General features: G+C 66.3%; 19 protein-coding genes. 15 read left to right on the top strand and 4 right to left on the bottom strand.

Translation table 11 applies throughout. The annotated features are described in order from the left end of the window. Window positions 1–42: 42 nt before the first annotated feature. The 12 genes from JYP50_RS03075 (at window position 43) to JYP50_RS03020 (ending at window position 13,902) form a co-directional block, all read left to right on the top strand. Window positions 43–1,356: an N-acetylmuramoyl-L-alanine amidase gene (locus JYP50_RS03075; protein ID WP_206559003.1), complete on the top strand. Its 1,314-nt coding sequence runs from the start codon at window positions 43–45 to the stop codon at window positions 1,354–1,356. A 9-nt stretch (window positions 1,357–1,365) separates the two neighbouring features. Then, window positions 1,366–3,276, top strand: a complete 1,911-nt coding sequence (gene mutL, locus JYP50_RS03070) for a DNA mismatch repair endonuclease MutL (protein WP_206559002.1) — start codon at window positions 1,366–1,368, stop codon at window positions 3,274–3,276. 16 nt (window positions 3,277–3,292) lie between these two features. Further along, complete coding sequence (miaA, locus tag JYP50_RS03065; RefSeq protein ID WP_206559001.1) at window positions 3,293–4,270, top strand: tRNA (adenosine(37)-N6)-dimethylallyltransferase MiaA; 978 nt, start codon at window positions 3,293–3,295, stop codon at window positions 4,268–4,270. Window positions 4,271–4,422: 152 nt separating this feature from the next. After that, window positions 4,423–4,674, top strand: a complete 252-nt coding sequence (hfq, locus tag JYP50_RS03060) for an RNA chaperone Hfq (RefSeq protein WP_206559109.1) — start codon at window positions 4,423–4,425, stop codon at window positions 4,672–4,674. 98 nt (window positions 4,675–4,772) lie between these two features. Beyond that, window positions 4,773–6,044, top strand: coding sequence for a ribosome rescue GTPase HflX (hflX, locus tag JYP50_RS03055; RefSeq protein WP_206559108.1), 1,272 nt, complete (start codon window positions 4,773–4,775; stop codon window positions 6,042–6,044). 92 nt (window positions 6,045–6,136) lie between these two features. Then, complete coding sequence (hflK, locus tag JYP50_RS03050; protein WP_206559000.1) at window positions 6,137–7,294, top strand: FtsH protease activity modulator HflK; 1,158 nt, start codon at window positions 6,137–6,139, stop codon at window positions 7,292–7,294. Between the two features lies 1 nt (window position 7,295). Beyond that, window positions 7,296–8,171: a protease modulator HflC gene (gene hflC / locus JYP50_RS03045; protein WP_206558999.1), complete on the top strand. Its 876-nt coding sequence runs from the start codon at window positions 7,296–7,298 to the stop codon at window positions 8,169–8,171. Window positions 8,172–8,262: 91 nt separating this feature from the next. After that, window positions 8,263–8,529, top strand: a complete 267-nt coding sequence (locus JYP50_RS03040; RefSeq protein ID WP_241262773.1) for a DUF2065 domain-containing protein — start codon at window positions 8,263–8,265, stop codon at window positions 8,527–8,529. After that, a complete protein-coding gene (locus tag JYP50_RS03035) occupies window positions 8,526–9,695 on the top strand; it encodes an ATP phosphoribosyltransferase regulatory subunit (RefSeq protein ID WP_206558998.1) in 1,170 nt (389 codons plus the stop codon). Before JYP50_RS03040 ends, JYP50_RS03035 begins: the two co-directional genes overlap by 4 nt. 18 nt (window positions 9,696–9,713) lie before the next feature. Then, window positions 9,714–11,021, top strand: a complete 1,308-nt coding sequence (locus JYP50_RS03030; RefSeq protein ID WP_206558997.1) for an adenylosuccinate synthase — start codon at window positions 9,714–9,716, stop codon at window positions 11,019–11,021. Between the two features lie 178 nt (window positions 11,022–11,199). Further along, on the top strand, window positions 11,200–11,970 hold the full coding sequence (locus tag JYP50_RS03025; protein WP_206558996.1) for an ElyC/SanA/YdcF family protein: 771 nt from the start codon (window positions 11,200–11,202) through the stop codon (window positions 11,968–11,970). Between the two features lie 63 nt (window positions 11,971–12,033). Beyond that, window positions 12,034–13,902 (top strand): sensor domain-containing diguanylate cyclase, encoded by a 1,869-nt coding sequence (locus JYP50_RS03020; RefSeq protein WP_206558995.1) that lies wholly within the window; start codon window positions 12,034–12,036, stop codon window positions 13,900–13,902. Window positions 13,903–13,906: 4 nt separating this feature from the next. Here the strand turns inward: JYP50_RS03020 and JYP50_RS03015 are convergent, their stop codons facing one another. From JYP50_RS03015 to JYP50_RS03000, 4 genes are all read right to left on the bottom strand, one after another. After that, window positions 13,907–14,323 carry a helix-turn-helix domain-containing protein gene (locus JYP50_RS03015; protein WP_206558994.1) on the bottom strand — a complete coding sequence of 139 codons (417 nt, stop codon included), beginning with the start codon at window positions 14,321–14,323 and terminating at the stop codon, window positions 13,907–13,909. Between the two features lie 125 nt (window positions 14,324–14,448). Beyond that, window positions 14,449–16,461 (bottom strand): M48 family metallopeptidase, encoded by a 2,013-nt coding sequence (locus JYP50_RS21950; RefSeq protein ID WP_206558993.1) that lies wholly within the window; start codon window positions 16,459–16,461, stop codon window positions 14,449–14,451. Window positions 16,462–16,511: 50 nt separating this feature from the next. Next, a complete protein-coding gene (locus JYP50_RS03005; RefSeq protein WP_206558992.1) occupies window positions 16,512–17,108 on the bottom strand; it encodes a LemA family protein in 597 nt (198 codons plus the stop codon). Window positions 17,109–17,197: 89 nt separating this feature from the next. Further along, a complete protein-coding gene (locus tag JYP50_RS03000) occupies window positions 17,198–19,345 on the bottom strand; it encodes a molybdopterin-dependent oxidoreductase (RefSeq protein ID WP_206558991.1) in 2,148 nt (715 codons plus the stop codon). 171 nt (window positions 19,346–19,516) lie between these two features. On the opposite strand from JYP50_RS03000, the gene JYP50_RS02995 reads away from it, so the two are divergent. The 3 genes from JYP50_RS02995 to JYP50_RS02985 are packed head-to-tail and all read left to right on the top strand — an operon-like array spanning window position 19,517 to window position 22,919. Continuing rightward, window positions 19,517–20,965 carry a circularly permuted type 2 ATP-grasp protein gene (locus JYP50_RS02995; protein WP_206558990.1) on the top strand — a complete coding sequence of 483 codons (1,449 nt, stop codon included), beginning with the start codon at window positions 19,517–19,519 and terminating at the stop codon, window positions 20,963–20,965. Further along, window positions 20,962–21,900, top strand: coding sequence for an alpha-E domain-containing protein (locus JYP50_RS02990; protein WP_206558989.1), 939 nt, complete (start codon window positions 20,962–20,964; stop codon window positions 21,898–21,900). The genes JYP50_RS02995 and JYP50_RS02990 overlap by 4 nt, the downstream gene beginning before the upstream one ends. Continuing rightward, window positions 21,897–22,919, top strand: coding sequence for a putative zinc-binding metallopeptidase (locus JYP50_RS02985; protein WP_206558988.1), 1,023 nt, complete (start codon window positions 21,897–21,899; stop codon window positions 22,917–22,919). Before JYP50_RS02990 ends, JYP50_RS02985 begins: the two co-directional genes overlap by 4 nt. The last annotated feature ends 71 nt before the right edge of the window (window positions 22,920–22,990 follow it).

Raw genomic sequence — 22,990 nt, 5'->3', positions numbered from 1 at the left:
TAATGAGTGCGTCCACAAGAACGACAACGGGATTGGAGTGATATGAGCAGGGCTTGCTGGATCGGAGTGGTCCTGGGGTGGCTGGTGGCGTCCTCCGCGCAGGCCGTGGAGGTGCAGGACGTGCGCCTGTGGCGCGCCCCCGATCACACCCGCGTGGTATTCGACCTCAGCGCTCCCGTCGAGCACAAGCTCATCGCCCTCGACAATCCCGCCCGCATCGTGGTGGATATCGCCGATATCGAATTGAAGGCGAGCCTCGCCAGTCTCAAGCTCGACGACACCCCGATCAGCCAGATTCGCTCCGGCATCCGCGACGGCAATGACCTGCGGGTGGTGTTCGATATGAGCGCGGCGGTCGATCCCCGCAGTTTCGCGCTGAAAGCCAATGCGCAGGCCGGTGACCGCCTGGTGGTGGATCTCTACGACCGGGGCGCGGCTACCGCCGAAGAGGCTCCCAGCGTCAAGAAAAGCGTCGATAGCGGCGGGCGCCGCGACATTGTCATCGCCATCGACGCCGGTCACGGCGGCGAGGACCCGGGAGCCTCGGGCCCGAACCGCCTGCGGGAGAAAGACGTGGTGCTGGCGATAGCGCGGGAGTTGAACGCGCTGCTGGAGAAGGACAGCGGATTCCGGCCCACCCTGGTCCGCAGCGGCGATTACTACGTCAGCCTGAAGGGGCGCAGGGACATCGCCCGCAAGCGCCAGGCGGATCTGTTCGTGTCCATTCACGCCGACGCCTTTACCCGGCCCCAGGCCAACGGCGCCTCGGTGTACGCCCTGTCGACCAAGGGCGCCACCAGCACCACCGCCCGCTACCTGGCCCAGCGCGAGAACGCCGCCGACCTGGTGGGGGGCGTGCGCCTGTCCGACAAGGACGACGTGCTGGCGGGGGTGCTGGCCGACCTGTCGATGACCTCCACCCTGGACACCAGTCTCAAGCTGGGTGGGCGGGTGTTGACGCGCATGGACACCATCGCCCGCCTGCACAAGCGCAATGTGGAGCAGGCCGGCTTCGCGGTGCTCAAGTCGCCGGACATCCCCTCGATCCTGGTGGAGACCGGCTTCATCTCCAACCCCGGCGAGGCGCGGCGCCTCGCCACCCGCAGCTACCAGCAGCAGATGGCGCGGGCGATCCACGCGGGCATCCGCGACTGGTTCACCGCCCACCCGCCCGCGGGGACGCTGCTGGCCTGGCAGAAGCAGCAGGGCGGCCAGCAGTACACCATCGCCAGAGGTGATACACTGTCGGATATTGCCCAGCGCTTCAACGTCTCCGTGAATGAGCTCAAGAACGTCAATGGCCTGTCGAACTCGCGCATCGTGATCGGGCAAACGCTCAAAATTCCTGCAACCTGACAGTTTTCCATGTCCCAGATACACCGCCTCAGTCCGAGGCTTGCCAACCAGATCGCCGCCGGTGAGGTGGTGGAGCGCCCCGCCTCCGTGGTCAAGGAGGTGCTGGAAAACGCGGTCGACGCCGGCGCCACCCGCATCGATGTGGAAGTGGAGGCCGGCGGCAGCAAGTTGATCCGGGTGCGCGACAACGGCTCCGGCATGTCGGCGGACGACTTGCCCCTGGCCCTGGCGCGCCACGCCACCAGCAAGATTCACTCCCTGGAGGACCTGGAGCGGGTCGGCAGCCTGGGCTTTCGCGGCGAGGCCCTGGCCAGTATCGGCTCGGTGTCCCGCCTGACCCTCACCTCCAATCACCGCGACGACAGCAGCGAGGGCTGCAGCGCCCTGAGCGAGGGGCGCGAGATGGAGGTCACGGTAAAACCGGCGCCCCACCCCCGCGGCACTACCGTGGAAGTGCGCGACCTGTTCTTCAATACGCCGGCCCGGCGCAAGTTCCTGCGCACCGAGAAGACCGAGTTCAACCACCTGGAGGAGGTGGTCAAGCGCCTGGCTTTGTCGCGCTTTGACGTCGGCTTCAGCCTGCGCCACAACGGCCGCGGCATCCACAACCTCAAACCCGCCGACAGCGACGCCGAGCGCCGGCGCCGGGTCGCCTCGATCTGCGGTCCCGCGTTCATGGAACAGGCTATCCATATCGAGCACGACAGGGCGCCCCTGCGCCTGTGGGGCTGGGTGGGGCTGCCCACGTTTTCCCGCAGCCAGGCGGATTTGCAGTACTTCTTCGTCAACGGCCGGGTCATTCGCGACAAGCTGGTGGCCCACGCGGTGAAGCAGGCCTACCGGGACGTGCTGTATCACGGCCGCCATCCCGCCTTCGTGCTCTACCTGGAGCTGGACCCGGCCCAGGTCGATGTCAACGTGCACCCGACCAAGCACGAGGTGCGTTTCCGCGACGGTCGCACCGTGCACAACTTCATTTTCAGCAGCCTGCACCGCGCCCTGGCGGACGTGCGCCCGGGACAGGACAGCCCCGCCCAGGCGGGTTCCGAACCGGTGGCGGCGATGGCCGCTGGCTGGGCCGCCCAGGGCGAGACCGTGGATCCCCGCACCGGGGAAATCCGCACCCAGCACGGGTTGCTGGGCGGGCTGCCGTCCTCGGGGGCGGCAGCCGCGGGGACGCCGGCCGGGGATGGGTTGCCGCCAGCAGCCCCGCCGGCATACTCCGGCCAGCGTCCCGTGTCGGCCGCTCCCGGCCACGCCGGGGAGCAGGTGCGCGCCTACGGGCAGTTGCACCCGCCGCGGCCGGGGATGCCGGAGGCGTCCGCGGACGAGGAAGTCCCGCCCCTGGGCTACGCCCTGGCCCAGCTCAAGGGCATCTATATCCTGGCTGAGAACGCCCAGGGCCTGGTGTTGGTGGACATGCACGCCGCCCATGAGCGCATCACCTACGAGCGTCTCAAGCTGGCTCGCGACGCCGAGGGCATTCGCAGCCAGCCGCTGCTGGTGCCCCAGCCGATAGCGGTGAGCCAGCGCGAGGTGGCGATGGCGGCGGAGCACGAGGCGCTGTTCGCCCGGCTTGGCCTGGCGGTGGACGTGGCCGGGGAAGAGAGCCTGATGATCCGCCAGATTCCCGTGGCCCTGCGGGACTCCAATGTGGAGCAACTGCTGCGCGACGTGCTCTCGGACCTGATCGAATACGGTAGCTCCGACCGCATCGAGGCCCACATGGATGAAATCCTGTCGACCATGGCCTGCCACGGTTCGGTGCGCGCCAACCGGCGTCTCACGGTGCCGGAGATGAACGCCCTGCTGCGGGACATGGAGGCCACCGAGCGTTCGGGCCAGTGCAATCACGGCCGTCCCACCTGGACCCAGTTGCGGCTCGACGAACTCGACAAGCTGTTCCTGCGCGGTCGCTGAGGCGGCGAGTATAGCGATGGCCGCCAAACCCCTGCTTATCTGCCTGATGGGACCCACCGCCTCGGGCAAGACCGACCTCGCGATCGACCTGGCGGGGGTGCTGAATTGCGAGCTGGTCAGCGTCGACTCCGCCCTGGTATACCGGGGGCTCGACATCGGCAGTGCCAAGCCCGACTACCCCCACCACCTGGTGGATATTCGCGAGCCCGATGACCCCTATTCCGCGGCGGATTTTGCCGTCGATGCGCGACGGGTGGTGGCGGATATCCTCGAGCGCGGTCGCACCCCGCTGCTGGTGGGGGGCACCATGCTCTACTTCCGCGCCTTCCTCGAAGGCCTGGCGGAGATGCCGGCGGCGGAGCCGGCGCTGCGACAGGCGATCGAGGTCGAGGCCGCCGCGCGCGGCTGGCCGGCGCTGCACGCCGAGCTCGAGCGGGTCGACCCGGACGCGGCGGCGCGCATCCATCCCAATCATTCCCAGCGCCTGGCCCGGGCGCTGGAAGTCTACCGCGCCAGCGGCGTGCCGATCTCCGAGTGGCAGCGCCGCCAGGACGTGGAACCGGCGGCGTCGCGCTATACCCTGCGCCAGCTGGCCATCTGCCCCCGGGACCGCGCCGTGTTGCATCGGCGTATCGAGCGGCGTTTTGAGCAGATGATGGCGGCGGGCTTCCTGGAGGAAGTGCGCGCCCTGCACGGGCGGCCCGGATTGCACGCCGGGCTGCCGGCGATCCGCGCGGTGGGCTACCGGCAGCTGTGGCACTACCTGGACGGCGAATGCAGCCTGGAGGAGGCGGTACAGCGGGGCGTTGCCGCGACCCGGCAGCTGGCCAAGCGCCAGCTCACCTGGCTGCGCAAGTGGCCCGGGCTCGACTGGCTGGAAACCGGCGCCGCGGGGAACGTTCTGCCCGGGGCGCGGTCACATTCGGCGGTGGATACCTGCATGGATGATTTGCTCCAGCGGGCCTTGAATTATATCGGGCCCGCCCCCAGTTAGATTTGCCGGAGTGATCTATACTATGCCGTGTAGGACCCGAGGAAGGCCCGATGTCTTCCCGGCGGGGGGCAACCAGCAATACCGCCGGGTTTATCAAGAGGTCATTTATTCATTTTTTGGCTCGTGTTGAGCCGGCCGAGGAGAGAGCTGCTATGTCAAAAGGGCACACTCTACAAGACCCTTACCTGAATATTCTGCGTAAGGAACGCGTCCCGGTTTCGATCTACCTGGTAAACGGCATCAAGCTGCAGGGCCAGATCGAATCCTTCGACCAATTCGTGGTGTTGCTGAAAAACACCGTCAGCCAGATGGTGTACAAGCACGCCATTTCCACTGTTGTACCGTCCCGCGTGGTGCGTCTGCCGATGCAGAACCCGCCAGAGGAAGATGGTGGCAGCAGCTAAGACCCCACACCGCGGCGCGCCCCGTGTTCGCCGCGGTCCCTTCTCTTGCGCGGGAGGCCTCCTCGAGGGCGGCCCCGCCGTAGTGTTCCGAGGTGCCTTTGTTCTTTGAGCGACCCGAGTCGGGCGAGCGCGCCGTGCTCGTTCATCTCAACCTGGCGAGCGAGGCGGAACGCGAAGACCCGCGTGAATTCGAGGAGCTGGTGCTGTCCGCCGGTGGCGATCCCGCCGCCTTCATTATGGGGCAGCGTGATGCACCGCACCCGCGCACCTTCGTCGGCAAGGGCAAGCTGGAGGAAATCGGCGCCGAGGTAAGGGCCGCCGATGCCGAGGTGGTGATGTTCAATCACGCCCTCAGCCCCAGCCAGGAGCGCAACCTCGAGCGCGAGCTCAAGTGCCGGGTGCTGGACCGCACCGGCCTGATCCTCGATATCTTCGCCCAGCGCGCCCGCACCCACGAGGGCAAGCTGCAGGTGGAGCTGGCCCAGTTGCAACACATGAGCACCCGGCTGGTTCGGGGCTGGACCCACCTCGAGCGCCAGAAGGGCGGTATCGGCCTGCGGGGCCCGGGGGAAACCCAGCTCGAGACCGACCGCCGCCTGCTGCGCGCGCGAATCAAGTCGATCACCGCCCGCCTGGCCCGTGTACAGCGACAGCGCGATCAGGGGCGCCGTTCGCGGCGGCGGGCCGAGGTGCCCACCGTGTCGTTGGTGGGTTACACCAACGCCGGCAAGTCGACCCTGTTCAATCGTCTCACCGACGCCACGGTGTACGCCGCCGACCAACTCTTTGCCACCCTGGACCCGACCCTGCGCCGGCTGGAGCTGGAGCAGGTGGGCCCCGTGGTGCTGGCGGATACCGTGGGTTTCATTGCCCACTTGCCGCACAACCTGGTGGAGGCCTTCAAGGCCACGCTGGAGGAAACCCGCAGCGCCGACCTGCTGTTGCACGTGATCGACGCCGCCTCCGGCGAGCGCGAGGACAACATCCACCAGGTGGCGGAAGTGCTGGAGGACATCGGCGCCCGCGACATCCCCCAGTTGCAGGTCTACAACAAGCTCGATCTGTTGCAGCAGCCGCCGCGTATTGATCGCGATGAGAACGGCAAGCCCGAGCGGGTGTGGCTCAGCGCCGTCAGTGGCGAGGGCTGCGACCTGCTGTTGCAGGCCGTCGCCGAACTGGTGGGCGAGGACATGGTGGAAGAGAAATTGCAGCTGGCGCCCGACCAGGGCGGCCTGCGGGCCGCGCTGTACCGGCTGGGCGCGGTGCAGTCCGAGGACTATGGCGACGACGGCCGGGCCCACCTCCAGGTGAGGCTGCCCCGGGCCGACTGGAATCGCTTGATGAAGAAGGGGCCGGCCCCCCTGTTTTAAGCGTTCGCGGCATGACCCGCGGGCGCGCGGATTCTCTGACCATGGGGCGGAATGATGTTAAACTGCCCCGACTTTATTGCTAGGAGCGACGTATGGCCTGGAATGAACCGGGTGGCGGCAACAACAAGCCCAAGGACCCCTGGGGCGGCGGCGATCAGGGGCCTCCTGATCTGGACGAGGCGCTGAAAAAAGTGCAGGAAAAACTGGGTGGCCTGTTCGGTGGCCGCGGTGGCTCTGGCGGTGGTCGCGGTAGCGGCGCCGGTATTTCCGGATCGCTGATTTTGGTGCTGCTCACCGGTGCGGTGCTGGTGTGGGCCCTGATGGGCTTTTACCAGATCGACCAGCAGGAGCGGGCGGTGGTGCTGCGCTTTGGTGAGTATCACTCCACGGTCCAGCCCGGCCTGCAGTGGAACCCGCCGCTGATCGACGAGGTGATCAAGGTCAATACCACGCGGGTGCGCGCGGTCAGCTTCCGCGAGATCATGCTGACCAAGGACGAGAACATCGTCGAGGTGCGCATGTCGGTGCAGTACGTGATCGACGACCCCACCAAGTTCGTGCTGGAAGTTCGCTCGCCGGAGAACTCCCTGCAGCACGCGGCCCAGAGCGCCATCCGCCACGTGGTGGGTGACACCCGCATGGATCTGGTGCTGACCGAGGGCCGCGCGCAGATCGCCGCCGACGTCAGGACCCGCCTGCAGACCTACCTGGACAATTACCAGACGGGTATCCGCGTGTCCAAGGTCAACGTCGATGAATCCAAGCCGCCGAGCCAGGTGCAGGCGGCCTTCGACGACGTGATCAAGGCCCGCGAGGACGAGGAGCGCCTGAAGAACGAGGCCCAGTCCTACGCCAATGGCATCGTACCCGAGGCCCGCGGTCGCGCCCAGCGCGAGATCGAGGAGGCCAGCGCCTACAAGGAGCAGGTCATCGCCAACGCCGAGGGTGAGGCCGACCGTTTCGAGAAACTGTTGACCGAGTATCGCAAGGCGCCGAAGGTGACCCGCGAACGTCTCTACCTCGAGGCGGTGCAAGGTGTCTACGCCAATAGCAGCAAGGTGATGGTCGATGTCGAGGGCGGCAATAACGTGATGTACCTGCCATTGGACAAGTTGGCCGAGCGCTCCGCCAGTGGCGGCCGGGGCCGTTCGCCGCTGGACAGTAACGAGCTGCGCGAGCTGGCCAACCGCGTTGCCGACCAGCTGAATATCGATCAGGCCAACTCCGGTACACGCAGGGGAGGACGCTGATATGTCGGGTCGCAATATGACGTTTATTCTCGCCGCGGTGCTGTTGTTGTTCCTGGCGAGCAACTCCCTGTTCGTGATCAAGGAGACCGAGCGCGCGGTAATGCTGAAGTTCGGTGAAGTGGTCAACCCGAATATCCAGCCCGGGCTGCACTTCAAGATCCCCTTTGTCAACAACGTGCGCAAGTTCGACGGCCGGGTACTCACCGTGGATTCCCAGCCGGAGCGCTTCTTCACCCAGGAGAAGAAGGCGCTGATCGTGGACTCCTACGCCAAGTTCAAGGTGGCGGATACTTCCAAGTTCTACACCGCCACCAACGGCGACGAGTCCCGGGCCATGGGGCTGTTGTCCCAGCGCATCAACGACGGCCTGCGCAACCAGGTGGCCGTGCGCACCATCCAGGAAGTGGTGTCCGGGGAGCGTGACCAGCTGATGGAGGACATCGCAACCCAGCTGAACAAAGTCGCCCTGACGGAGCTGGGTGTCGAGGTGGTCGACGTGCGGGTCAAGCAGATCGACCTGCCGCCGGATGTGTCCGACTCGGTGTACCGGCGCATGAACGCCGAGCGCGAGAAAGAGGCGCGGGAGCACCGCTCCCAGGGCCAGGAGCTGGCCGAGGGGATTCGCGCCGCCGCCGACCGCGAGGTGACCGTGATCGAGGCCAACGCCTACCGCGACGCCCAGCAGATCCGCGGTGAGGGCGATGCCCGGGCCACCGCCATTTACGCCAGCGCCTTCGGCCAGGATCCGGAGTTCTACTCCTTCACCCGCAGCCTCAAGGCCTACCAGGACGCCTTCGGCGACAAGGGCGATATCCTCTTGCTGCAGCCGGACAGTGACTTCTTCCGCTACCTCAAGGGGCCCGACGGCGGCAAGTAGGGGGCTTTTCAGCGCCCCGGGAGAGCCCAAATAATCACAGGTGCCATCCCCGGCGTCTGTGGTAGAATTCCGCAACCGTGGGATTCGGCGTTTGCTGCGCAAACTCTGGACTCACGGTTTTTTTGTGCACCGCCATCGCCGCGGCCCGGCGGGGGAGTCGATTGTGGATTTCTGGCAGGTACTTCCGGTGGCCCTGGCACTGGTGTTGATCATCGAGGGCATGCTGCCTTTTGTCAGCCCCCGTCGCTGGCGCGAGATGCTGGCGCTGGTGGGGCAGATGGAGGACGGCGTGATTCGAAGAATTGGTCTCGGCAGCATGCTGCTGGGGCTGTTGTTGCTGCATTGGGTGAACGGATGACAAGCGTCGATCGCTGGCAACTCCCCGACGGGGTCGAGGAAGTACTTCCGGCGCAGGCCGCGGTGGCCGAGCGCCTGCGCAGGCAATTGCTGGATATGTACCGCAGTTGGGGCTACCAGCTGGTGATTCCGCCACTGGTGGAATTCACCGAGTCCCTGCTGATCGGCCTCGGCGCCGACCTGGACCTGCTCACTTTCAAGATGACCGACCAGCTGAGCGGCCGCACCCTGGGGGTGCGCGCGGATATCACCCCGCAGGTGGCGCGAATCGACGCCCACAGCCTGGGCCAGTCCGGCGTCACCCGCCTGTGCTACGCCGGCTCCACCCTGCACACCCGGCCCAAGACGCCCGCCGGCTCGCGTTCACCGATCCAGCTGGGGGCCGAACTCTACGGCGACAGCAGCCTGGCGGCGGACGTGGAGATCATCCGCCTGATGCTGGCCACCCTGGAAACCGCCGGGCTCGACCACATTACCCTGGATCTCGGGCACGTGGGGGTCTACGGCGCGGTGCTGGCCGCCGCGGGGCTCGACGACGAGCAGGAACAGACCGTGTTCGACGCCCTGCAGCGCAAGTCCCTGCCCGACCTGGAGCAGGCCCTGGCGGATGCCGACCCGCGCGCCCGGGAGCTGATCGTCAGCCTGGTGGACCTGAATGGCGACGACAGCGTGCTGAGCGCGGCCCGGGAGCTGTTCGCCGAGCGCGCCCCCGACGCCCTGGCCGCCATCGACGCCCTGCAGGACGTGGCGACGGATATTCGCCGGCAGCGGCCCGGGGTGGCAATCTACTTCGACCTGGCCGAGTTGCGCGGCTACCACTACCACACCGGTATCGTGTTCGCCGCCTATGTGCCCGGCCACGGCCAGGCGCTGGCCAACGGCGGGCGCTACAATGATGTGGGCGGGGTCTTTGGCCGGGCGCGCCCGGCCACCGGTTTCGCCACCGATTTGAAGGCGCTGATGGCGCTGTTGCCCGCCGAGGAGACCGGGCGCGGCGCCATCAGTATGCCCGATATCGATGACCCGGCCCTGCAGGACCGGGTCGACGCGCTGCGGGCGGCGGGGGAGGTGGTGATCAACTGCCTGTCCGCCGCTCCCGACCCGCGCTGTGACCGCCAGCTGGTGGAGCGGGACGGCGACTGGGTCGTGCAGCCCCTCAATACCTGAACAACGAGTTGATTCCGCATGAGCAAGAACGTAGTGGTCCTGGGCACCCAGTGGGGTGACGAGGGCAAGGGCAAGATTGTCGATCTGCTGACCGACCAGGCCAGCACCGTGGTGCGCTTCCAGGGCGGTCACAACGCCGGCCACACCCTGGTCATCGACGGCGAGAAAACGGTGTTGCACCTGATTCCCTCCGGCATTCTGCGGGAGCATGTCCAGTGCCTCATCGGCAACGGCGTGGTGCTGGCCCCCGACGCGCTGCTCAAGGAGATCGCCGAGCTGGAAGCCAAGGGCGTGCCGGTGCGCGAGCGCCTGCGTATCTCCCCGGCCTGTCCGCTGATCCTGCCCTACCACGTGGCCCTGGACCAGGCCCGGGAGGCGCGCCGCGGCGAGGACAAGATTGGCACCACCGGCCGCGGGATCGGCCCCGCCTACGAGGACAAGGCCGCGCGCCGCGGCCTGCGCCTGGGCGATTTGCAGGACGAGGGCCGCTTTACGCGCAAGCTGCGCGAGGTCATGGAGTACCACAACTTCCAGCTACAGCACTACTACCAGGTGGAGCCGCTGGACGTGGACCAGGTGCTGGCCGACACCCTGGCCATGGGCGAGCAGCTGCTGCCGATGATGGCCGATGTCACCGCCATCCTGCACCAGTGCCGGCAGACCAACGCCAAGATCCTGTTCGAGGGCGCCCAGGGCTCGCTGCTCGATATCGATCACGGGACCTATCCCTTTGTCACCAGTTCCAATACCACCGCCGGCGGTACCGCCACCGGTTCCGGTTTTGGCCCCCTGTACCTGGACTACGTACTGGGCATCACCAAGGCCTACACCACCCGTGTGGGTTCCGGCCCCTTTCCCACCGAGCTGTTCGACGCCACCGGGACCCACCTGGCGGAAAAGGGCCACGAGTTCGGTGCCACCACCGGCCGGCCCCGTCGCTGTGGCTGGTTCGACGCGGTGGCCCTGCGCAACGCGGTCAACATCAACTCGGTGTCCGGCCTGTGCCTGACCAAGCTGGACGTGTTGGACGGGCTGGAGAGCATCCAGATTTGCGTCGGCTACGCCGACGAGGATGGCAACCCGGTGCCCAACCCTGTCGACTCCGACGATTACGCCGGCCTGGTGCCGGTGTACGAGGTGGTGCCCGGCTGGAAGGAGTCCACCCTGGGCGCCAAATCCCTGTCGGAGCTGCCGCAGGCCGCACTGGACTATATCCACAAGATCGAGGAAGTGGTGGGGGCGCCGATCGACATCATCTCCACCGGGCCGGACCGGGTGGAGACCATCGTGCTGCGCCACCCCTTCGGCAGCGGTGACGCCGCCTAGGAGAATGGTACTTACTTAAGTCAAAAACAGGGTATGTTGCCCTCTGTAGGGTCGAATTTATTCGATCAAAATCGGTGCTCACGGCATCAATGGCCGAATAAATTCGGCCCTACAACGGTTAAGTAGGTGCCATTGCACACAGGCACACCCTATAGATTCCGGGAACTGAGCGAGGGAGGTGCCGATTTCCTTTGAACTAACCAAATGGCTGTCGCTGCTGTTGTTCCCCTTGCAGCAGTCGATGCTGCTCATGGCCCTGGCGCTGCTCGCCCTCTTCCTGGGGTGGCGGCGCACCGCCGGCACCGCGGTGGCCGTAGCTTTGTGCTGGCTCTATTTCTGCGCCACGCCGATCACCGCCGATTACCTGATGGGCCGCCTGGAGGCGGACTACCCGCCGCTGGAAGCCCGCGCCCTGCCCGCTGCGCCGGCCCTGGTGGTACTCGGTGGCAGTACCCGCGGCGATACCTCGGCGGAGCAGGGCGCCGACCTCAATGCCCAGGCCGATCGCCTGGTGTTCGCGGCTCAACTCTACCATCTGGGGAAAGCGCCGCTGGTGCTGTTGAGCGGCGGCAGCGCCGGCCATGCGCGTACCGAAGCCCGGGAGCTGGCCGATATTCTCCAGGTGATGGGCGTGCCCGAGCGCGCCATGCTGCTGGAGGGCCACAGCCGCAACACCTACGAGAACGGCTACTATGTTGCGCAACTGCTGGCGCAGCGGGGTGTCCGCCGGGTGTTGCTGGTGACGTCAGCCTTCCATATGCCCCGCGCCAGCGCGGTGTTCGCGGCTCAGGGTGTCGAGGTCATCCCCGCGGCCACCGATTACCAGCGCCTGACCCACGATAGCCTGCTGCCGCCGTTGTTGCCCTCGCTCAGCGCCCTGCAGCGCACCACCTACGCCATTCACGAGATCGTCGGACTGGCTGTGTACCGGGCGCGCGGTTACCTGTGAACCCGGTCAAAGTTTCGCCGCGGCGATGCGGCAGGTGCTAGTCCGGGGCCTATAATAGGCCCCATGCATCCAAACTTCCCCGGCAGCGGGAGCCGGGGCGCGAGTCTGGCGGCCCGCCCTTGCTGCCTGTTGCTCATTGTCGCCCTGCTGGCCGCCTGGCCAGGGTTGTCTACCGCCCGTGATTCCGCGACCCCGTCGCCGCCCGCCGTGGTCACCGTCCAGCAGGTGCTCGATGGGCTGACGTTGCGAGACGGTTGGAAGTTTCGCGCCGGCGACGAACGGCTTTGGGCCGACCCCGCTTTCGATGACAGCGGCTGGCAGCAGGTGCGGTTGCCCCACCGCTGGTACCCCGGGCCGGACGCCGGCCCCGAGGCGGGTTTCGGCTGGTACCGCCTGCGTATTTCCCTGGCGCTGGCGGACGGTGCCCAGCGGGAACAGCTCGGCCACCTCGGGCTGCAGCTGGGGACCGTGCTCAGCGCCTACGAGCTCTACGCCGGCGGCGAGCGGGTGGGCGGGGTAGGCGTGCTGCCGCCGGCGGCGAAGCCCGCCATCGACTACGGCCGGCAACGCATCCTCGACATTCCCGTGTCCGCCATCTCCGCCGACGGTGAGTTGGTACTGGCCCTGAGGGTCTGGGGCGGTAGCGAGACCCTGACGACGCGCTGGGGTGCCGGGCCCTACCGTGGCGATGTTCGCCTGGGGCGTTTCGAGAACCTGCTAATCGCGCGCGTGATCGCCGAGATGCCGGGCCTGTTGATCGGCTTTATCTATCTGGTATTCGGTGCCTACCACCTGTACCTGTACTCCCGCAATCGCCACCTGGAGGGCTTCCTGTGGTTCGGCCTCACCGCCCTGGCCATCGGGATTTACAGCCTGGTGCTCAATGGCTGGCGCTACTACCTGGGCTGGGAGTTCCTGACGTTTAAAAAAATCGAGTTCGGCGTGGTCTATGTGGTGCCGGCGCTGGCCCTGCAGACCGTCTGGTCCCTGCTCGACGCGCCGGTGGGTCGCTGCTTGCGCCTGTACCAGTTTACCTTTGTCGCGATGGCGCTCGTGTGCGTGTTGATACCGGGCCTGGATATTCACGTGCTGACGCTCGGCCCCTGGCAGGTCTGGACCCTGCCGGCGCTCGGCCTCACCAGCTGGTTGATCGTGCGCAAGGCGCGCGACGGACACGACGAGGCGCGCACCATCTTTATCGGCGGTACGATTTTCATCGTCGCCTGTCTGCACGACATTCTGTCCGACCAGTTTCGCTTGGGCGCCACGCGAATGATTCCCTGGGGTTTCCTGGCCTTTTTGCTGTCGATGGCGGTGTCGCTGGGAAACCGTTTTACCGCGATGATCAACCGCCTCGAGGAGGAGGTGACCGAGCGCACGGCGGAATTGAGCGAGGCCAACCGCCAGCTGTCCGAGGCCGCGCGCATCGATCCACTCACCGGCCTGTACAACCGGCGGGGTTTCACCGAGGCGGGCGAGGCGGAAATACAGCGGGTCTTTCGCAGCGGTCGTTCTTTTTGCGTGGTGCTCGCCGACATCGATCATTTCAAATCGATCAACGACCGCCACGGCCATGCCTGTGGTGATCATGTGTTGGCCCGGGTGGCCGCCAAGTTGCGGGACAGCGTGCGCGATGTCGATCGGGTGGCGCGCTGGGGCGGAGAGGAATTCATTCTCCTGCTTCCGGAAACCGACGGTGACGGCGCCGCGGTGCTGGCGGAAAAATTGCGGGTACTGGTCGAGGAGAACATGTTCCAGTGCGAGGGCGGGCGCCTGCAGGTCACCATGACCTTCGGGGTGTCGGCGTTTCGCAAGGGCGAGAGCCTGGACAGTTGCATTGACCGGGCGGACCGCGCCCTTTACCAGGGCAAGGACGAGGGCCGCAACCGGGTGATGGTCGGCAGCTACCGGGGGCTCACCCTCATCACTTGAATGGTCAGTGCCGTAGCGCCGTGCCGCCGTATTCGCGCCGCAGCTTGTACTCGCTGTAGCTGATCCCGGTCCAGCGCCGAAAGGCGCGGTAGAAGCTGTTCACCTCGAGGTAGCCGAGTTCGTCCGCCAGGCACTTGCCCGGCAGCCACGCCGACCGCAGCTTCTGCTCACAGCGGTACTGCCGCGCGCGGTCCAGCAGGAACTGGTAGTTGGTGTGGTCCGCCCGCAGGCGGCGCCTGAGGGTGGTGCCGCTCATGCCCAGCTGATCCGCCACCGATTCCGCCCGCAGACGGGCGAGATCGCCGCGCAGGAGAATCTGCAAGACGCGGTCGGTGGTACGTGACAGGGCGAAATAGGGTGGTTTATCCGGCGGTGGGGAGACACGGCTACCCCGCGCGCCAATAGCGGTATTGAGTTCCATGGCCAAACGTCCTTGTTCGGTTCATTGCAGCGGGTTGCGGCCGGCGCCCGTCCCTGGGCGCCGGGCCTGTGTTCACCTTAGCAGCTCCCGGCCGGGTCGCCAGCGCCCGGCGGTGTTCTGGCCGCTTATGGTGAATTGCCGGCGGAGGGGTTTGCCCGGGTGTTTTGGGCCGGTGGCGGTGTGGCCAGTGGCCAGTCCGCTTCCGGGGCCAGGGGGCAGTCCATCACCGCCGCCACCGCGTGGACGATCTCGCGTTCGGCGGCACTCAGCTCGCCGTCCGCCCCGGCCACCAGGGTCATGGCCTTGAGCACCTTGGGCTTGAGCAGGGGGTAGCAATCGGCGAGTTCGTGCACCGCCTTGCTGAAAGCGGCCACCCCGCACTGCTCCGGGCGCGGCGGTTGCAGCTTTGGCAGGCCGAGCTCCCGGACCGCGAGGGCAAAGGCCGCCCCGGGATCGCCGCCGGACTCGCGGGCGAGCACCCACAGCACCACCCCCAGGTGGAAACGCACCCGGGCCAGCTTGCGGTAGCGCGGGCGGCTGGGCTTGACCCGGTAGTACTCCGGGTCCAGGTAGTGGCGCAGCAGCTGGAACAGGCACCATTCGAACAACTCGGTGCGCCGGTCCGCCTGGATCGTCGCCAGCAGCGTGTCCTTGAACACCCGGTACTGGCGCGGCGACATCGTTTTCAGCGCCGGCAGGCACAGTTCGATCAGCGGCAATCGCTGCTGCGGACCGAGGGTCTGCATGCCGGGTGTGAGCGTGGTCACCAGCTCCTCGAGGCCGCGGACCCCGGTTTCCCCGATAATCCCCAGCTGCCGCTGGCGCACCGCGTCATCCGCGCTGGCCAGCAGCGCCAGGGCCAGGGCCTGGGCGCCCACCGGGTCGTGGCTGTGATCGATAAAGGCGCGTGGCAACGCGTAGTGGGTGGCAATGGCGGCCTCCCATTGCCCGGAGTCGGGGCCGAATCCGGCATCACTTGCCGCCGCTTCGTCGCCGTCTGCGTGCGCGGCGGCGATCGCCGCGGTTACCAGTGCCGCGCGGCCGACGCCCACCTGTCCCTCGCCCGGGCGGCCGGGACGTTCGCCGTAGTGGCGCACCTTGCGCTCGATATACTGTCCGTCCCAGGCCGGGTCCAGCTTGCGGATGCGTTGCGCCAGTGGCGGATGGGTGGCGAACACCTGCCACAGGCGGTGCTCGATCTGGCCAAAGAATATATGCGACATCTCCGAGGCGCGGGCGGCATGCACCAGGGTGCCGGGAAGATAACCGCCGATGACCCGCAGGGCGTCGCGGATGCCGGTGGGGTCGCGGGTGAATTGCACCGCGCTGGCGTCCGCCAGGTATTCCTTCTGGCGGCTGATGGCCGCCTTGATGAAGCCCGCCGCCATCTCGCCCAGCCAGCCCAGGATCCACAGCGCCAGGCCCAGCACGGGCAGGGCCGCGCCCTTGTTGGAGCGGCGGTTGCCGAGGCCGGTGCGGGCGTGGCCGGAGCTGCGTAGCAGGAAGTGACCCACGTCGCCGACGAAGGTGATGCCCTTGAGCATCGCCGCCAGGCGGATGTTCAGGCGCATGTCGCCGTTGAGGATATGGCTGAACTCATGGGCGATCACGCCCTGCAGTTCGTGGCGCGTGAGATGGTCAAGAGTGCCCCGGGTCACGGCTACCACGGCATCCGCGGGCGTCGACCCGGCGGCGAAGGCGTTGATGCCCCGCTCGTTGTCGAGGGCGTAGACCGCGGGTACCGGCATGTTGGCCGCCAGGGCCATTTCCTCGACCACATTGAGGCAGCGCCGCTCGAAGCGGTCGTCGGTTTGCGGCAGGATGCGGCGGCCACCCATGGACTCCGCCACCACCTTGCCCCCCGCCGACAGCTGCATCCACTTCAGCGTCACCACCAGGGCAATGGTGGCGGTGACCGCGAGGCCGATAAAACCAAAGCGCTCCCAGCTGAAGTGGGCGAGAAAGCCGCGCAGGCCCTCGCGACTGCCGGCGTAGATGTTGTAGTCCTGGCTGAACCAGAGGTAGCCCGCGATCGCGGCGTTGGCCAGTACGATCAGCAGCAGTACCGCCAGCAGAAACAGCACCACCAGCAGGCGCGCGTTGCGCCGGGCGATGTCCTGTTCCTGGAAAAAATCCATGCCGGGCTACCGTCGACCCGCGGCGCGCGCCGCGGGACTGTCCCCAATCCCTAGAAGGAGACTTTCGGTGCCGCCTGGATCTGGACCGTGTCGTCGAACTCCAGCAGTTCGGCGTTCCGCGGGTGACCGAAGCGGGCGGCGAAGAACACCGGCGGGAAGGTCTGGCGATAGGTGTTGTAGGCCATCACCGCGTCGTTGTAACCCTGGCGGGCAAAGGACACGCGGTTTTCGGTGTTGGTCAGCTCCTCGGTGAGCTGCTGCATGTTCTCGCTGGCCTTCAGGTCGGGGTAGGCTTCCATGGTCACGTTGAGTTTGCCCAGCGCGCCCTGCAGGGCGTTTTCCGCGCTGGCCAGTTTGCGCATCGCCCCGCCGTCGACATTGCTGTCGCTCACCGCCTTGAGGATGGCGGCGGCGTCGTTGCGCGCGGTGGTGACGGCTTCCAGGGTTTCGCGCTCGTGGCCCAGGTAGCCCTTGGCGGTTTCCACCAGGTTGGGGATCAGGTCGTAGCGCCGCTTCAGCTGCACCTCGATCTGGGCAAAGGCGTTCAGGTAGCGGTTCTTCAGGGTTACCAGCTTGTTGTAGATGGCGACGACGTAGATCACCAGTCCCAGCAGAACCAGCCAGAATACGATGGTGGAAATGTCCATGTAAGTGCCCCCGTTTATGTTGCCCCGAGTTTAGCGAACTCCGGCGACAGCACAAAGTCCTCCGGCGCGCGGTTGCGTGCCGGACGGCATCAGGGTGCGGCCACAGTGACCGGCACGCCGTTGACCGCGGCATTACCCGATAGCGCATCCAGGGCCAGCTCGTCGGTGACATCGTTGCAACTGATGCCGGCGTGCTCGCGGGCGGTGCCCAGGCGCACGCCGTCGCGGTGGTGGCCGAAGCCGTGGGGCAGGCTCACCACCCCGGGCATGATGTCCTCGCTGCGTTCCACCTGGACCCGCACCGCGCCCGCGCGCGAGCGCAACTCGACTTCCATGCCGTCCGCCAGCCGGCGGCTGTCCATGTCGCGGGGGTGCATCAACAGGGTACAGCGGTCCGGCCCTTTCACCAGGCGATGGTAGTTGTGCATCCAGGAGTTGTTGGAGCGCAGGTGGCGCCGCCCGATCAGGCGCAGTTCCTTGTCGCGGTCGGTGTCGAAGTCCCGCAGCAGGCGGGCGAGGTCGGCCAGTGGTTCCGGGGTGGCGCAGTGAATCCGCTGGTCCGCCGTGCGCAGGCGCGCGGGCAGCTGTGGTTGCAGCTCGCCCAGGTCGATTCCCGAGGGTTGGGCCCGCAGCTGCTGTAGGTCCAGGGCGTGCTCGCTGGCGTTGCCGTAGGGCCCCGCCTGCAGGGCGAAATCAATCATCTGCGCCGGCGGCACCGCCGGAGGCGTTTCCTGTCCCCGCGCGGTCGCAACCCGCTCGGCCAGTGCCTGGAAAATTTCCCAGTCGTGCAGCGCTCCGTCGGGCTTGTCGAACACGGCCTCGCTGAACCGCGTGGTATTGCGCATTGCGTTGACGTGGAAGGCGAGGTCGTAGTGGTCATGTTCCAGGGGCGAGGTCGGCGGCAGGATGATGTCGGCGTGGCGGGTGGTTTCGTTGATGTAGGGGTCCAGCGACACCATGAAATCCAGTTGCGCCAGCGCCGCGTCCAGCTGCCGGCCGTTGGGTGTGGACAGCACCGGATTGCCCGCGCCGGTGAACAGGGCGCGAATTTGCCCTTCCCCTTCGGTGGTGATCTCCTCGGCCAGGGTGGAGGCGGGCAGTTCCCGGTCAAATTCCGGTAGCCCCCGCACCCGGCTGTGGTGGCGGCCGAAGCCGCCCGGGCCGGTGGTCGCCACCTGGTCCACCGCCGGCAGGGTGAACAGGGAGCCGCCGGGTTTGTCCAGATTGCCAGTGGCGATGTTCAGCAACTGGATAAGCCACTGGCTGAGGGCGCCGTAGGCCTGGGTCGAGACGCCCATGCGGCCGTAGCAGATAGCGGCTTTCGCATCCGCGAAGTTGCGCGCCATCTGGCGGATGGTGTCGGCGTCGATACCGGTGTGCGTCGCGGCGAAGTCGGGGGTAAAGGGCGCCATCGCCTCCGCCACCGCGTCCAGCCCGGTGGTGAAGGGCGCCAGCGGGCCGGGGTCCACCAGGCCCTCCGCGAACAGCGTATGCAGCAGTGCCGCCAACAACAGGGCGTCGGTCCCCGGCGCAATGAAGTGGTGCTCGCTGGCCAGCGCCGCGGTCTCGGTGCGCCGCGGATCGATCACCACCAGCCGGCCCCCGCGGGCCTTGAAGTCCTTGATCCGGCGGCGGATGTCGGGCACGGTCCAGATGCTGCCGTTGGAGGCCACCGGGTTGGCGCCCAGCATCAGGAAATAATCGCTGCGATCGATGTCCGGGATCGGGAACATCAGTTTGTGCCCGAACAGCCACAGCGCCGCCAGGTGGTGGGGCAGCTGGTCCACCGAGGTGGCGGAAAAACGATTGTCGGTGCGGAAATAGCGAAACAGCTGGCCCTGGTGGGTCATCATCCCGTAGTTGTGCACGGTGGGGTTGCCCATGTAGATGCCGAGGGCGTTGACGCCGTGTTCATCGACCGTTTCCAGTAACTTCTCGGCGGTGGTATCCAGGGCCTCCTGCCAGGTGATTTCCTGCCAGTGGCTGCCGCCCTTCGCGTCCGCGACCTTCTTTACCGGCCCGCGCAGGCGATCCGGGTCCTCGTGGATGTCCTTGAGGGCGATGGCCTTGGGGCAGATATGCCCGCGACTCAGGGGGTCTTGCGGGTCGCCCTTGATGCTGACCACCTCCTCGCCCCGGGTTTCGATCAACAGGCCGCAGATGGCCTCGCAGAGGTGACAGGCACGGTAGTGGGTGCGGGTATCGGCGGCGCCGGGAGAATCCTGGGTCAGCGGCATGCGGGGCTCCATCGTTATGTTATCGCATGCAGGAGAGTGTAGACCGCATGTCGGTCGAGGTGAACCACTGGCGGCGCGGGGCCTTATTCGTTACTCTCGAAGGTATCCAAGCAGCGCGGGCATTGTCGGCGGTTCACTGTCGGGGTGTCCCAGATGGGAAAGGCGGGCGCGATGAACAACAACTGGTCATCCTACGATCCCGGTGGTTTTTACGACGAGCTCATTACCGAGCGCGGCGCGCCGCGTGTCGCGGCCCGGGGCGCGGTGGGCCTGCTGCAGGGTCTGTCACCGGAAGACATGGCTTCCCGGCGAGAAGCGGCGGAGCTGGCCATCCGCGAGATGGGCATCTCGTTTACCGTGTATACCGAGGGCGGCAACATCGATCGCGCCTGGCCCTTCGATATCATCCCGCGGGTCATCTCCGCCAGGCAGTGGCAGCAGGTGAGTCGCGGCCTGATCCAGCGCAGCCGCGCACTCAATCGCTTTATCGACGACATCTACAACCGGCAGCGTATCCTGGCGGACGGCGTGGTGCCGGCGGAAATCGTGCTGGAGTCGGGCAACTACAAGCCCCAGTGCCGGGGCATGTCGCCGCGCTACGGGGTGTGGGCGCACATTTGCGGTTCCGACCTGGTGCGCGACAACGACGGCAGGTTCTACGTGCTGGAGGACAACCTGCGGGTGCCCTCCGGGGTGTCGTACATGGTGGAAAACCGCGAGATCACCAAGCGCGTACTGCCCGAGCTGTTCGAGAACTACAGCATTTTACCGGTGGACGACTATCCCTCGCGGTTGTACCGCACCCTGGCCTCCCTCTCGCCCCGGGAGCGCAAGCGCCCCTGTATCGTGGTGTTGACGCCGGGCATCTACAACTCCGCCTACTTCGAGCACGCCTTCCTGGCCCAGGGCATGGGCGCCGAGCTGGTGGAGGGGCCGGACCTGATGGTGGGGCCGGACGAGTGCGTGTATATGCGCACCGTGGACGGCCCGGTGCGGGTGGATGTGATTTACCGCCGTATCGACGAGGACTTCATGGACCCGGAGGTGTTCCGCGAGGACTCGGTGCTCGGCGTGCCGGGCCTGATGCGGGCCTGGAAGGCCGGCAAGGTCGCCATCGCCAACGCCCCGGGCAGCGGGGTGGCCGACGACAAGGTGGTGTACGCCTACGTGCCGGAGATGATCCGCTACTACCTGAAGGAAAAGCCCCTGGTGGACAGCGTGCCCACCTACCTGTGCATGCGCGAGAAGGACCGCGAGTACGTGCTGGACAATCTCGACAAGCTGGTGGTCAAGCCGGCCAACGAGTCGGGCGGCTACGGCATCATGGTGGGCCCCCATGCCAGCAAGGCGGTACGCAAGAAATTTGCCGGGCTCATCGCGAAAAATCCGCGCAATTATATCGCCCAGCCCACCCTCTCCCTGTCCACCGCCCCCACCTACTGCGACGGCGCCATCGAGCCGCGGCACCTGGATTTGCGCCCCTTCATTCTGCAGGGCCGCGAGAGCTGGGTGACGCCCGGCGGGCTGACCCGGGTGGCGCTGGTCAAGGGGTCGCTGGTGGTCAATTCCTCTCAGGGGGGTGGCAGCAAGGACACCTGGATCGTGGAGGGCAAGGCATGACCATGCTGTCCCGTGTGGCGGATCGCCTCTACTGGATGGCGCGCTACCTGGAGCGCGCTGAGGACACCGCCAGGCTGGTGGCCTCCTACCACATGCTGATCATGGATATCCCGCGGGGTTCGGAATTGGGTTGGGATGTGCTGCTGCGCATCCTCGACGCCGAGCCGCAGTTCTACAGCCGCTTCCGCGTGCCCAACGAACAGAACGTGGTCAAGTTTTTGCTGGCGGATATGGACAACCACGGCAGCGTGGCCTGCTCGATCCGCTACGCCCGGGAAAACGTGCGCACCACCCGTGACGTACTGCCCGAGGAAACCTGGGAGAAGGTCAACGAGCTGCACCTGTATTCCCGGGAGCTCGCGGAAAAATCCGTCGGGCGGCGCAACCGCCAGGCCTTCCTGGATGAAGTCGTGGGCCGCTGCCAGATGATCAACGGTATGCTGCTCACCACCCTGAGTCGCGACCACGCCCATCGTTTCAGCACCATCGGACACTTGCTGGAACGTTGCGATATGACCACCCGGGTGGTCGACGTCGGAGTGATGGAGATCATGGAGCGGGACGAGCGCTTCGCCGCCATCGACCCACTGCTGTGGAGCTGCATGCTGCAATCGCTGTCGGCGCTGGGGGCCTATCGCCGGGTGGTGGGCCCGCTGCTGGAGGGGGGGGCGATTGCGGAGTTCGTGCTGAAGGACCCGCTGCAGCCGCGCTCAGTGGCATTTTGCCTGCGCGGTATTCGCGAGGCCCTGAAACCCCTGGCCAACAACACTGAAGCCTTGCGCCAGCTGGATAGCGCGCGCCGCAAGCTGGGTCGGTTCAATGCCGAGGCAATGAACCCGGAACAAGTTCACCGTTACATCGATGACTTCCAGTCGCTGCTCAATCGCCTGCACCAGGCGATCAGTCGGGCCTGGTTCCAGCCGGAATCCCTGTGAAGCGTCTGTATTGCCAGTGCGGCAGCCAGGTCTTCTTCGACAGTGAGCAGTGCGTGCACTGCGGCAGCCTTCTGGGCTTCGACGTGGACAGTATGGAAATGCGTTCCGTTCGGTCGCTGGGAGGGGCGCTTTGCGAAACACCCGATGGGCAGCGCTTGCGTTTCTGTGACAACGCCCTGCGTTTTGATGTGTGCAATTGGTTGCTACCCGCCGACAGCGACCACAGCCGGTGTTTTGGCTGTCAGTTCAATCGCACCGTGCCCAACCAGTCGCTGCCCGACAACCAGCGGCGCTGGCGGGTGCTGGAGGAAGCCAAAAAGCGCCTGCTCTACACTCTGATCCGGCTGGGGTTGCCGCTGGTGGACGGTTGGCGCGACCCGAAAAACGGGCTGTTGTTCGACTTTATCGAAGATGGCCGCAGCCGGCTCGAGTTCGCCGAGACTTTTGTCAGTATCGGCTACCTCGGAGGCGTGATCACGATCAATACGCTTGAGGCGGATACTGTGGCCCGGGTCGAGGCGCGGGAAAAACTCAATGAGGGCTACCGCACCGTGCTGGGCCACCTGCGGCACGAATCCGGTCACTATTACTGGGCGCGCCTCAAGCCGGACCTCGTCCTGCGTCGTGACTTTGCCGATCTGTTCGGCGACGAGTCCGCGGATTACGGCGCCGCGTTACAAGGCTATTACGAACGTGGGCCGCGTCCCGACTGGCGTGAGCACCATATCAGCGCCTACGCCAGTGCCCACCCGGCGGAGGACTGGGCGGAGAGTTGGGGGCATTACCTGCACATCTATGACGCCCTGGAGACCGCCGCCGCGCACGGTGTGATTGCCAGCGCTCCGGCCGAGCTGGATATCCGTGGCCGCATTGATGCCTGGCAGGATCTCAGCCTCGTCCTGAACGAGTTGAATCGCAGTGTTGGTCGCGGGGATGCCTATCCCTTCGTGATCAATTCGCGGGTTGAGGAGAAATTGGTATTCGTCGACCGTGCGGTGTGCGCCCTGCGGCAGGCCTAGCGTCCAACTCCAACTCCGTAAGGCTTTATTTTCCGCATTCAATTTGAAGCGCGTCCTGTTGCTTCCCTGCC

The sequence above is a fragment of the Parahaliea mediterranea genome (assembly GCF_017255185.1).
Classification (GTDB): Bacteria; Pseudomonadota; Gammaproteobacteria; order Pseudomonadales; family Halieaceae; genus JAFKCZ01.
The sequence above is the reverse complement of the archived record's forward strand: the minus strand, read 5'-3'. Positions and strand labels throughout refer to the sequence as shown.